Annotated in this window: 11 protein-coding genes; all 11 read right to left on the reverse strand. The window is 61.1% G+C overall.

Translation table 11 applies throughout. The features are described from left to right. Nucleotides 1–309: 309 nt before the first annotated feature. Complete coding sequence (locus tag ONB52_13470; protein ID MDZ7417146.1) at nucleotides 310–1353, reverse strand: glycosyltransferase family 2 protein; 1044 nt, start codon at nucleotides 1351–1353, stop codon at nucleotides 310–312. Next, nucleotides 1350–2378 carry a glycosyltransferase gene (locus ONB52_13475; GenBank protein ID MDZ7417147.1) on the reverse strand — a complete coding sequence of 343 codons (1029 nt, stop codon included), beginning with the start codon at nucleotides 2376–2378 and terminating at the stop codon, nucleotides 1350–1352. Before ONB52_13475 ends, ONB52_13470 begins: the two co-directional genes overlap by 4 nt. Next, entirely contained in the window at nucleotides 2344–3312 is a 969-nt protein-coding gene (locus ONB52_13480) for a glycosyltransferase family 2 protein (GenBank protein MDZ7417148.1), read from the reverse strand. The genes ONB52_13475 and ONB52_13480 overlap by 35 nt, the downstream gene beginning before the upstream one ends. Beyond that, nucleotides 3296–4036, reverse strand: coding sequence for a metal-dependent hydrolase (locus tag ONB52_13485; protein MDZ7417149.1), 741 nt, complete (start codon nucleotides 4034–4036; stop codon nucleotides 3296–3298). Before ONB52_13485 ends, ONB52_13480 begins: the two co-directional genes overlap by 17 nt. A gap of 121 nt (nucleotides 4037–4157) precedes the next feature. Continuing rightward, on the reverse strand, nucleotides 4158–5288 hold the full coding sequence (locus tag ONB52_13490; GenBank protein MDZ7417150.1) for a GNAT family N-acetyltransferase: 1131 nt from the start codon (nucleotides 5286–5288) through the stop codon (nucleotides 4158–4160). A gap of 34 nt (nucleotides 5289–5322) precedes the next feature. Continuing rightward, nucleotides 5323–6138 (reverse strand): pyrroline-5-carboxylate reductase, encoded by an 816-nt coding sequence (gene proC / locus ONB52_13495; protein MDZ7417151.1) that lies wholly within the window; start codon nucleotides 6136–6138, stop codon nucleotides 5323–5325. An 83-nt stretch (nucleotides 6139–6221) separates the two neighbouring features. Then, nucleotides 6222–7196 carry a flippase-like domain-containing protein gene (locus ONB52_13500; GenBank protein ID MDZ7417152.1) on the reverse strand — a complete coding sequence of 325 codons (975 nt, stop codon included), beginning with the start codon at nucleotides 7194–7196 and terminating at the stop codon, nucleotides 6222–6224. A 34-nt stretch (nucleotides 7197–7230) separates the two neighbouring features. Further along, on the reverse strand, nucleotides 7231–9135 hold the full coding sequence (locus ONB52_13505; GenBank protein ID MDZ7417153.1) for an asparagine synthase C-terminal domain-containing protein: 1905 nt from the start codon (nucleotides 9133–9135) through the stop codon (nucleotides 7231–7233). A 79-nt stretch (nucleotides 9136–9214) separates the two neighbouring features. Next, complete coding sequence (locus ONB52_13510; protein ID MDZ7417154.1) at nucleotides 9215–10447, reverse strand: polysaccharide deacetylase family protein; 1233 nt, start codon at nucleotides 10445–10447, stop codon at nucleotides 9215–9217. 110 nt (nucleotides 10448–10557) lie between these two features. Next, on the reverse strand, nucleotides 10558–11694 hold the full coding sequence (locus ONB52_13515; protein MDZ7417155.1) for a glycosyltransferase family 4 protein: 1137 nt from the start codon (nucleotides 11692–11694) through the stop codon (nucleotides 10558–10560). Nucleotides 11695–11779: 85 nt separating this feature from the next. Then, complete coding sequence (locus tag ONB52_13520) at nucleotides 11780–12565, reverse strand: acyltransferase (protein ID MDZ7417156.1); 786 nt, start codon at nucleotides 12563–12565, stop codon at nucleotides 11780–11782. Nucleotides 12566–12703: the final 138 nt, after the last annotated feature.

The raw sequence follows: 12703 nt of genomic DNA on the forward strand, positions 1-12703 counted from the left end.
GTCAGCTCCTGGTTCAATGCGTAAACGCGGCTTTCATGCCGCAACCAAATTTGAACCGCGCGGGCGCGCCGGATGCCAGGCCGGCATGCTGCTGCGCTCCCGGCGTCGCCGCAATTCAAAAACTTCGCGCGCGTGACAGCTTCCGCGGAGTTCCTGCCCGGCCGCGCGCGGCATCCATATGAAAATGCCGCACCGCTGTCTTGCCTGCCTGCCCATTGCCAGCCTGCGCTGCAAAATTTTCGCGGGCGTGAGATGGTTTTCCTGCGGTGGTACCATGTCATTCCGCTTCGCCCGGACGCGGGCAGACGGTCATCCTTCGCCGGCGACGACATTCTCCACCAGCGCGGGCGGGGCCATGGCATTGCGCCTGGCGCCGGCCGTGCCGTTCCACACCGCCAACTCGCTGCGCTCCAGGCTTTGCAGCTCGAGTTTCTTGATGCGATACAGGGTATCCTCCTGCAGCCGGCGGTTGCCGGCGATGAGGTCGGCGAGCAGGCCGATCATGAAAATCTGAAAGCCGACAATCATCAACACCGCGGAAAGGATCAACGATTGCACGTGGCCGCCGCCGTCGCCGGTGAAGTAGTAATACAGAAAGCGGAGGGCGCCGGCCAGCCCGGGGGCGAACACCAGCGCGCCGATCCAGGAGAACGCCTTGAGCGGCTCGTACATCAGATAAATGCGGAAAATCGTGCCGATGCTGCGCCTGAGATAGTCGGGGATGCTGGTGAACAGGCGCGATTCGCGCAGTTTGCCGTTGGTGTTGATCTGCACATGGCCAAGCGCGATGTGCTTCTTGCCGGCCTGAATGATGGTCTCCAGCGTATAGGTGAAGCGTGAGATCACATTCATGCGCAGGGCAGCCTCGCGACTGTAGGCGCGGAAGCCGCTGGTGGCATCGGGCACCGAGGTTTCCGAGACGTGGCGCACCACCCAACTGCCGAGTTTTTGCAGCTTGATTTTGAGCGGCGAAAAGTGGGCAATTTTTTCGACCTGGCGGTCACCGATGACCATGTCGGCCCGGCCTTCGAGAATCGGGCGCACCAGCTTTTCAATGTCTGCACCGCGGTATTGATTGTCGGCATCGGTGTTGACGATGAGATCGGCGCCGAGCTTCAGACAGGCGTCCAGGCCGGCCATGAAGGCTTCCGCCAGACCCTTGCGGCTGGTGAAACGCACGAGATGATGCACGCCGTGCTGGCGCGCCACCTCCGCGGTGCGGTCGGTGCTGCCGTCATCGATGACGAGATACTCGATCACATCGATGCCGGGAATGTGGCGGGGCAGATCCGCCAGCGTCAGCGGCAGGGTTTGCTCTTCGTTCAGGCAGGGAATTTGAATGATGAGTTTCATGCGCCCACCACCGTCTCGATGTTGTATTCCTTCTGTTCACGTGCATGCGTGTAGGTGATCATTTCACCGATGAGGCCGATGGAAATCATCTGCAGGCCGATGACGAGCAGCAGCACGCCGAGCAACAGCAGAGGCCGGCCGGCGATGGCGCCGTAACCGAACAGGCGGTAAAGAAACAGATAGAGACTCATGCCCGCGCCGGCGAGCGTGAAGACGAAACCGAAGAAGCCGAGAAAATGCAGCGGCTTCTTGGAATATTTGGTGAGGAAAATGACCGCCACGATGTCGAGCAGGCGCTGGATGTATTCGCTGATGTAGCGCGACTGGCGGAAGTTGCCGGGCCGCTGCTCGACCTGTTCTTCGGTGACGCGGTAGCCCTTGCGCGCGGCGAGCACGGGAATGAAAATGTTGAGATCGCCATAGAAGATGATGTTGTCGAGCACCTCGCGCGAGGTGGCAATCACACTGGAGTTGATGTCGTGCAATTGCAGATGGCCAACGCGCTGCACCAGCCAGTTGAAAACGCGCGACACCAGACGGTTCAAGCCCGGGTCTTTGCGCGGCGTGCGCCAGCCGACCACGAGATCATAGCCCTGGTCCATGCGGGCGAGCAGGCGGGGCAGGGAGCGCAAATTGACCCGCACCCGGGCGGCGGCAAACACGATACGCTGCCCGGTGGCGTGCTGCAAGCCGGCGTCGAGTGCGGAGGTTTCGCCGAAGCTCGAGCGCATGCGGATCAACTTCACGCAGGCATCCTGGCGGGCGATGTTCTCCAGCTCGCGCCAGGTGTGATCGGTGCTGGCATCGTCCACAAAAATGATTTCGAAGTTGCGGCAGCAGCCGTCCAGCCCGTGACGCAAGTCCTGGTACATGCCGGCCACTTCCTCGCCCAAATTGAAAATCGGCACAATCACCGACACCCGCAAGTCCGCGGTTTCCCTGCCATTGGCCGCCAGCGGCGCCGTGTTGACCGCCGCGGCGGGCGCCATGTCAACCGGTCGTGCCATGATAATATTTGTATTCATAGAGGCGCTCATCACGTTTCTGACCCGTGCCCACCACACTGGTGGCAATCAAACCATAAAGCAGGAAATTGATGCCGGCGGCAAACAGCAAAAACACCACCGCCATCAGGACATTCAACTCTTCGGAGCCGACTTGATTGTGGCGCCAGTCGAGCAGCAGCGCCAGCAGGGCTGCCAGTCCCAGCCCGTTGAAAAAAACGGTCAGGGCGCCGAAGAAATGCAGCGGCCGGGTCAGGTACTTCAGCAGCAGATTCAAAGTCATCAAGTCCATGATCACCCGAAAGGTGCGGGTGATGTTGTATTTCGACCGGCCGAACTGGCGCTCATGATGATTCACCACCATTTCGGTGATGCGGGCGCCTTCAATGCGCGCCAGCGCCGGGATGAAGCGATGCAGCTCGCCATACAGACGAATCTTGTGCACGACTTCGGCGCGGTAGGCTTTGAGCGAGCAGCCGGTGTCGTGCAGCTCAACGCGCGTGGTTTTGCGCACCAGACGGTTGGCAATGCGGCTCGGCACTTTGCGGATGAGGAATTTGTCTTTGCGGTTCTTGCGCCAGCCGCTCACGATGTCGTAGCCCTCTTCCAGTTTGGCCACCACCCGGGGGATGTCGATGGGATCATTCTGCAGATCGCCGTCCATGGTCACCACCACCTCACCACGGGCATGATCAAAGCCTGCCGCCATGGCCGCCGACTGGCCGAAGTTGCCGCGGAATTTCACCACCCGCAGATGAGAATCCTGCCGCGCCAGCTCGCACAACAGCGGAAAAGTGCGATCACTACTGCCGTCATCGACAATGATGATTTCATAGCTCCGGCCCCAGGGCTGCAGCGCCCGGGTCAGCGCGCGATGCAACAGCGGCACATTTTCCTCCTCGTTCATCACCGGGATGACGACGCTGCAATAGATTTTTTCAGTGTCGGTGGCCATTGCGAGGTTCCGGTTGATCCAGATTCAAAAGCTCGAGGGATTCCGCCGCCCGCCGCGCCGGATTTTCTTCCGTATCCCGCGGCCGGGTCGCCTGCCACCCGGGCAGCACCGGCGTTTCAGACAAACTCCTGCGGGTTGGCGCAGATGCGGCGGCAAGGCGCCGGGCCGGCGCCTTGCCGCGACTGTCGCTGTAACAGCGCAGGCCGCGCACGAACGCCGCAATCGGCAGCATGACCAGCAGTTCAATCACAACCACCCGCAGATTTGCGGGATGAAAGAGCGAGGCAAAAAAATCGTGCGAGACGTCAGATTTGTGCACCGCACCAAAAACCTCCCAGCCCACATCATAAAATTGTGACGTGAACGGCCACCACAGCGCCATGCCATAGGGCGGGGCTTGATCGACCGTCACCAAATCCAGGGCGAGGTGCGAGCCGACCGCGGCAAAGACCAGGGCAAAGCAGGGCCAGAAGCGGCCGCGCCGGCGCCAGAAGCAGAGCGCGAGCAACGCAGCCACCAGCGCGGCGAAGGTCACGCTGTGGGTGTAGTAATGATGATAGAGATTCGGCCGGCCCATGAGATAGCCGGGCAGAAAATCAATGTCCGGCAAATTGGCCAGGGCCATCAGAATCAGCACATCCAGCCAAAAACTCTTGGTCAACCGCAGCCGGCTGCTTTCGGCGAGGGTGTAACCCATGAGCGAATGGGCAATGGGCAATGGCATGCTGGTGTTACCCTGAATGCTAGCATCTGTTGGTGAACGGTGATCCGGCCGCGCGTGGTCACGCGCAGCCACAACTTCATCTTTTGTCCCGCGACGGCGGGGCAGCACCGTGCCGCACCACTCAACCGCCGTAGCGCCAGCGGCGATAGCGTGCGCGCAGTTGGTTCAGCGTTTTGCTCTCGGAAGCACGCTCATAGAGGCCTTCAAAGAGCGCGGCCCGGGCGGCGGCGAAACGATCGCGAAAAATCTTGACATGGCAATTGCGCTTGAGCCTGCCGTTCCAGCGCAACTTGTAGGCTTCGTCCCCGCGCGAGAGATCGAGCTCACGCCAGCCGTTCTGGATGCAGTCTTCGATGGCCAGACCCAACAGCACATTGCCGGCGCTGAACTTTTGAAACTCCGGTGCATGTGCGTAGATGTCGCCGTAATACTTGCCGTTGCTGACAAAGCCGGAGAGTCCGGCCGCCGGTTTGTCGTCGGCATACAGCATGTAGAGACGATAATCACCGCGCTTGGAAAGACGGCTGCAGACTTCCTGCTCGAAGCGCAGCACACTTTCCTCCGCCAGCCGGCCGGCGCCTTTTTCGTCCTGCCAGCGGGCTTGATAGACGGCAGTGAGATCACGAAAGCCGTCGAACACCGCGCTGGAGTTGGTGAAAATCTTAAACTCGGTTTTGTGATGCCGGTCGAGGTAGCGCCGGTCGTAGCCGACATCCTTGCGCGTGCGCTTGCCCAGGGTTTGCAGAAAGCTCTCCCAGTCGGGGGTGAGCGGCACGGTCACGCACAGGCGCTGAGGCTCGACGCCGAAAAGCGGAAACCCCTCGCGCAGTGCGGTGAAGAGCGGTGGCAGATTGGTGGAGTTTTCCGGCACATCCTTGAGTTCGAGCAGTTGCCAGCCGTCCTCGCTTTGTTTGAGGTATTCACACAGTTCGCGGAAGAAAACGGCTTCGTGGCCGGCAGCCACGACGAAATCGAGATAATCACCGCGTTTCTGGCCGATGAACCCGAGATGGCGCAGGGGAAAGCCGTAAAAGCGCGTGCGCAAATACAACGGCGCGATCCCCAGTGTCTCGCCTTCGTGCTCGACCAGCAGCAGCCGCAGCGACCGTTCATCACCAAAATTACGCCACCAGGCGAAATTCCATTCCCAGGATTGAAACGGGGTGTGATTGGCATTGCGGCGATAAACCGCCTCCCACACGGGCTGCAGGCGTTCGAATTCGGCAGTGGTTGTGATGACTCGCAGTGACATTGCTGGTTCTTCAATCAAGCGTCGGAACCGGGGCTCAACAGGAGATCAGTTCGGCGGCGCGGCGGGTCGCTTCCACCACCGCTTTGATAAGCGTCACGCGCAAGCCGCCTTCCTCCAGTTTCAACAAACCATCGATGGTGCAGCCCGCCGGCGTGGTCACGGCATCTTTGAGCAGCGCGGGATGCTCGGCGGTATCCCGCACCATTTGTGCGGCGCCCAGGCACATTTGCGCGGCCAACTCGGTGGCAACGTGGCGCGGCAGGCCGACCTTCACCCCGCCTTCCGCGAGCGATTCCAGCACCACGTAAATGAAGGCCGGGCCGCTGGCGCTCAGCGCCGTGACCGCATCCATGTGCTTTTCATCGAGGATCATGGTGCGGCCCACGGCCTCAAACAGGCGGCGCGCTAGTGCGAGGTGCTCCGGGGTGGCGTGCCGACCGGGGGACAGCACGGTCATGCCGGCGCGGATGAGACTGGGCGTGTTCGGCATGGCGCGCACCACCGGTACGTTATCCGAAAAATATTTTTCAATGAAAGCCGTGGTGGCGGAAGCCACGATCGAAATCACGAGCTGCTGCGCTCCAAGGTGCGGTTGAATCTCGGCGAGCACTTCCCGCAGCGCCTGCGGTTTGACAGCCAGCAGGACGAGCTGCGCCTGCCGCACCGCCTCGATGTTGCTGGTGAGCGCCGGCACCGAGAGACGGGTGGCGATTTCCTCCGCGCGGTCGGCGTGCCTGGCCGTCGCAATGATGTTTTCCCGCCGGTACAAGCCGGCGTCCAACAGGGCTTTGATCAAGGTGCCGCCCATTTTGCCGGCACCCAGCACCGCTAATTTGGCAGTTGCTTCCATTCCATCCATTCTCCTGCTCCCTGCGAGTGATGTTGCTTCCCTTCGCCGTGCCGCCATGGCTCACGGCCGCGCGGGCTACTGCTTCAAACCGGTTTGCGCGGCAGCGCGCCGGGCGCGGGTTGCATTTCCAGCTTGACCGGCGCGGCCTGCTCCTTGACCAATACATACCAAATCCCGCCCAACAGCGCCAGCGCCAGCGATTGTGCGAAAATCAAAAGCGAGAGCGACAGCGCCTGCGCCTGCGCCACGCCGGCCTGCGCAAAAAAGAACACGAATGCGCCTTCTCGAATGCCCAGGCCCGCCAGCGAGACCGGCAGCAGCGCAATGGTGGTGATGAGCGGAATATAGATGAAGTAATGCCAAATCGCGAGCTCGATGCCCAGACTGCGACCCGTGAGATAAATGATCACGATGCCGAGAATTTGATACAGCCAGGTGAGCGCGAGCACGCCCCCGAGCGCGCTGCGCGCATGACGATAAGCCAGAATGCTTTCGCGCAAACGGCCGAGTTTGGCGGCAAGCGCCTCCCAACCGAAACGCCGGCACCCCGCCTGGATCAGAGCCAGCGCGTGTTTCTGCAACAGAAGCGCCACCGCACCGGCAAAGGCCGCCAGTGCAAGCAACACCGGCCAGAAGAGGCGGCTGTCCGACAGCGTCCGGCTTACCGGCACGGCCACCAGCAAGGCCAGCAGAAAGATCACGAGAAAACCGAGCACGCGCACCACGAACAACGAGCTGGCGGCATCGACCCCGCGTTGCAGGTGACGGCCCAGGCGATATGCCCGGATGACATCCATGGCCACGCTGGTGGGCAGAAAGGTGCCGAAAAAGCTGCCGATGCAGTGCACCTCGAGGGTCTTGCGGAACGGCGGCGCGCTGCCGTTCGCCGCCAGCAAAATTTGCCAGCAGTAGGTGACCATGACTTGTTGAACGAGAAACAGGACGAAGGCCGTGAGCCAGAGCGCGGCATGGGCCGTGGCGAAGGCGGCGGCCACCTGCGGCAGTTCCGCTTTCCAAAACAACAGTGCCAGCACGGCGAGGCTGAGAGTGGCTTTCATCCAGAGTTTCATGGAACGCAGTGCATCCTTTGCTTCAACGGTCGAGATGCGCCCGACACCACAGCTCGAACATGAGCAGGCCCCAGAGACGGTGGGAGTGATTGTGCGCCTTGCTGCGGTGTTCGCGGATCAACTGCGCAATGTAGCGATGATCGAAAAAGCCGCGGCGTTTGACCTGCTCGGGGGAGAGATATTCGTGGAACAGGTTTTGGATCACCGCGCTTTCGCGCATCCAGTTTTTCATGGGCACGCTGTGGCCGAGCTTGTCTTTGCGAAAGACGATTTCATCGGGCAGCTCGCCGGCCATGATCTTGTGCAACAACAGCTTGGTCTCCCCGCGCCTGCCGATTTTCAGTTCGCTCGGAATGCGCGCGGTGTAATCAACCAGGCGGTAATCGAGCAGGGGCATGCGGCCTTCGACACCGAACTGGCGGATCAACTCCATGCGCCGCAGATAGAAACCGACGACGGAATAGTAATCGCCGTAAAGCGTCAGGCTCAGCTCGTCGCGGCCATCGGCTTCGCCGTAAATCTCCAGCAACTCCGCAAAGGGATTGAAGCCATTCACCTGCGCACGCATTTCGGGCAGACAGAGCCGGCGCAGTTCGGCCTCGGTGTAGTAGATGCGCCAGCGGTTGCTGTGCAAGGCCGCCGGGAAAGCCGAGCTGTAGGAAAAGCGCTTGGCCTTGACCACCAGGCTCTTCTTGGAATCGGTGTCGGGCAGCAACTGCAGCGTTTTGGTGAGCGGCTGGCGAATGAAGGCCGGGATGCGGTTGAAGGCTTTGGCGGCGCGGTCGGCGAGATAAACAGGATGGCCGCCGAACAATTCATCGCCGCCGTCGCCGGTGAGCACGTAGTCGGCATGCTCCCGCACCTGGGCACCCAGCAGCCACGAGGCGATCTCGATGCCGATGTCCGAGAAGGGTTCCTGCGCGGCCTGCGCCACGCCGGCGAGATGGCGCGCGGCATCTTCGGCAGTGTATTCGACCTGATGATGTTCGGTGCCGTAGCGCTCGGACATGACGCGTGCGTAGTGCGACTCGTCGAAGGTCTTGCCCTGACAGCGAAACGAAAATGACGCAATCGGTTGCGACAGCAGCCCGCGCATGAAATGCACCACCGAGCTGGAATCCATGCCGCCACTGAGAAAGGCGCCGGCGCGATAGCCGGGCACCAGCCGCAGGCGCACGGCGTCGCGCAGCAATTCGAGCAGCTCCGCCTTGTAGGTCGCCACTTCCTTGCGAAACGGTTCCGCAAAGGAGGGCCGCCAGTATTGTTCGATGGAAAGCCGGCCGCGATCAATCTTGATGAAAAAGCCGGGGCGCAGGGTCGCGATGCCGGCAAAAATGCTGTCATAGCCGGGATTGTAATTGAACAACAAGTAGCGCTGCAACACCCCGTGGTTGATTTCCCGTCCAATGGCCGGCAGGGCGGTGAGCGGCCGCAAACGGCTGCAAAAATACAGCACACCCGCCTTGCGGCTGTAGTAGACGGGCTCGATGCCGAGGTGATCGCGATAGAGATAAAAGCGCTGCGCCGGCGCGTCATACAGCGCAATCACGAAGTTGCCATTGAGCTGGCGGCAGAATTTTTCACCGAGCTTGAAGTACAGCCGCAGGATGATCTCCGCGGCGTTGGTGGTGGCCTGCAGCCGTGCCGAGGAGAGATGCTGGCTCACCAGCTCGGCGCGATTGAAGATGTTGCCCAGCAACGCGACAAAGCTGCCCTTCTCATCCTGAAAAATTTTGGGACCGGCATCCAGCGTGGGCACAGCGGCCGGCCGGAGAGCGACGAGCGTCTCCGCGGTCGAGACCTGCTGCAACTTCGCGCCCTCACCCGCGTCGAAGGCCATTGCCAGCAGCGCGGACACCGCCTCCTGCGGGCGCGCCTCCGCGCCCGCCGTGTTGCTCAAAACCTGTCCAATAACGCCAAATATCATGATTGACCTGCGATGATCACCATCGCGCCGATGGTGAGGAATGATTCCAGCCCGGTGGTTTGAAAACTCCGCCGGCGCCTCAGTTCTGCGCAAGCTGTTGCGCAAAGCCGGGCGCATGCGCCCGAAACTTTGCCTGGAGAATTGCGGCCAGGCTCTTGCGACCGGCACCAGGCAGGCGAAAGATGTAGTGATCTTCCAGCCGCGGCACATAAAACAGATTGTCGCCCGCGCGGTTGCCCGGCCGCCGTGGCACGATGCCCCAATAATTCAACCGATACCCGGCTTGCTGCGAGAGTTTCACGGCCAGCGCGCTGCCCATGAACCAGGGATAGCACAGGTGCGTCACTTTCTTGCCCGGCAGCCTTTCTTCAATCGCCCGCTTCGCTTGCTGCAAATCCGACAGAATTGCCTCTCTTTGTTCCACTGGCGTTTCAAAACGGGTCATCGTGTGCTGCGGGCGCCTGGCGCGATAAAACGCGAGCAATTCCCTGCGCCAGTTGCGATTCTCAAAAAAAGCCGTCCCGCCATTCTCCTGAACGAATTGTACCATGGCTTCCCGCAGCATTTCATCGTCGAAGAATTGCGGCTGGCCGGCCATGCGCGGTTCTGCGCGATAAATCGGCGTTCCCAGCGCCACCCGGCGATTAAAATCGAGCACGCCGTGATTGCGGTAAACCGGCACATTGATGTTGCCAAAGAAGTAAGTATCAAACCGCGGGTGAAAGAAATCCACCAGGATATTCGCAATGCAAGCCTGGTGGTGATGCATTGTGTGTGATTGAAAATCGATCACACCGCTGTCATGCATTTCGCGAATTTCGTGCCAGGAGCACAGCGGGAAAGCGGAGCGTTCCCGGGCCAGCAGCTCTTGCGCGGTGGCGCGCTGCCTCACGAAATCCTCATAGGTTTTCGTGGCGGGTGCGGTCTCGGGCGTCAAACCCGGAATGATAAAGCTGATGGCTTGAAAGCCGTAACGCTGCAACAGCGGAAAAGCAACCGAATAAAGCGAGGCGCGGCCGTCATCAAAAGTGAGCAGGACACTCGCCGGTGGAATCGGCTTTTCACCGGCGATGCAGGCGCGGAATTGCTCGCCGCTCAGGGTGCGATAGCCATTGGTCGCGAGAAACTGCAGCTTTTCCTCGAAAGAGACCGGTTCCACAGTGTGAAAATGAAAAACCGGCACCTGCTCGCGCAGCGGTTCCGGCCGGGCGGCGAAGACGAAGTCGGGATAATCGCGTTTGAGCAAAGCCAGCAGATCAGGGCCGTTTTTGCGATAGCTCCAGCGCAGTTTGTTGGCAATCGTTGCGAGCATGTTGTCGATTGGGTCAACCTTCTGTTTGGAGATCGGTCACAGTGTCGCAGTGCCGGGAATGCCCACCCACCCGGCCGCGGTGAAAAGCCGGTCCGGCCGCCTCACCCTCCTCAATGGGCGCGGCCATTGCTGAGCAGTTGGGTGTAGAGTTCTTCCAGAGCGGCCACATTGCGTTCGACGCTGAAGGCCTGGCTGCGCTCGCGCGCGGCCTGGCCGAATTTTTCCCGCAGCGCGGGATCACGCAGCAGCCGCAGCCAGCCCTGCGCCAGCGCGGCGCTGTCCGCCGGCGGCACCAACAGCCCATTCACCTCGTGCTGCACCATTTCCTTCATGCCGCCCACCGCAGTGACCACCACCGGCTTGCCGGCGGCCATGGCCTCCGCCAGCGCAAAGGGAAAGCCCTCGGTCAAAGAAGCCATCACGGCAATATCGAAAGCCGCGAAGGCAACCGCCACTTCCGAAACAAAGCCGGCAAAATGGAGCTTGCCTGCGAGCCCCAGTTTCGCGGCCAGGGCTTCCAGCTCGGCCCGCAGCGGACCATCGCCGGCGATGACGAAACGCGCTTCGGGACACGCGCGCGCCACCCGCGCCGCCGCTTCGACGAAATAGCGGTTGCCCTTCTCTTCGCGCAGGCGGGTCATGGTGCCCACCACGAGATGATGCGGCGCAAGCGCGAATTTTTCCCGAAACGCGGCGACTTTGGCCGGCTCGGCGCTTGTGAAATTGGCGAGATTGACGCCATTCCACACCACGCGCGTCTTCTCGCGCGCCACCCTGCGGCCGTGAATCAGGAATTCCCGCACGCTTTCACTCACCCCCACGGCGAGATCGGTTTGGTGGCGCAGCAGCCAGTCCATCGCGAATTGATGCGGCAGCACGCGCAGGATGGCCCACTCGTGCATGAGCGCGGGAATGCCCAGCCGGCTCGCGGCCAGCCGGCCGAAGTTGGCGGCGCTGTAGCCGTGCAGGTGGAGCAGATCGATCTGCTCGCGCCGCGCCAGCGCCACGATCGCGCCGACATTGGCAAAGGAATACTTGCCCTTGTCGATGTAAAAAAGCCGCACGCCGTTTTGTTCGAGATGCTTGCTGGCCGCATCGGGTGGGCGCAACACCGCGACCATCACTTCGAAGCGGCGCGTGTCGGCGTGCCGGATCCATTCGATGAAACACAACGCCACGCTGCTGGGGTTGACGCCGTCCATGGACAGCTTGTCGATCACGTGAAGAATGCGCTTCCGGCTGCTCATACCCATGCTCCGGCTCGTTTTTGCAATCGCATTCCGGCGCTCACCACTTTTCACGGGCCTCACTTTTTGATAATCGGAATGCGGCTCAAACCGTCTCGACCCGGGCGGTCATCTCCCGCCGGTCTTTCACCACCTTCGCCGGCACCCCCACGGCAATCTGCCAGTCGGGCACATTCCGGCTCACCACCGCGCCGGCGCCGATGATGCACTCGCTGCCGATGGTGACGCCGTCAAATACCACCACATGCGCACCCAGCCAGGAGTTGTCTCCGACGGTGATGCCGTGGCTGATGCGTTCCTGCGCGATAATGGGAATATCCCGGCGGGCGAAGGTGTGGGTGCCGCCCACGAGATAGACGTAGGCAGCCAGCAACACATTTTTGCCAACGTGGACGCGGCTGGCGGAAAAGATTTCGCAATTGAAACCGAGGTTGGCGTGATCGTCGATGAGGATGTCGCCGTTTTTGCAGCTCAGGATGGTATTGCGCCCCACGAACACACCATTGCCAATGAACAAGCCTTGATTGTCGCTGCCCTTGGCATCGAGCACGACGTTGTCGTCGATCACCACATTGTCGCCCAGGTGAATCTTGCGGGGATGGCGCAGCACGACGTTGCAGCCAAAGGTGACATTGCGGCCGGTGCGTCCCAGCAGAGTGGGATAAAGGCGGCTGCGCAGCACCAGTCCGAGCGCGCCCGGCAGCCAGCTGGCCAGCAACATGATCAGTTCATACTTGATCAGATACCAGATGCTGGCTTCTCCGAGCACGATTTCCTTGTACTTTTGCAGCTTGGATTTTCCGGCGTCGAAAAGTTGCTTCTGAATCTCGACGGTCTCCCGACGCGGTTGGGGGGTGAGGTTATCAGCCATGAGGCGCTCACGAGAAATACGCTTGCCGCCTGCGGCAGCGACGCGGTGCCGATTTGCGGCGGCCGCCGCTAGCCGCAAGACTGCCAGCCATGCTTAACAAAACGCGATCACAAATGCAAATACCCATCCGCACACTAT

The sequence above is a fragment of the candidate division KSB1 bacterium genome, from assembly GCA_034506255.1.
Lineage (GTDB): Bacteria > Zhuqueibacterota > Zhuqueibacteria > Zhuqueibacterales > Zhuqueibacteraceae > Coneutiohabitans > Coneutiohabitans thermophilus.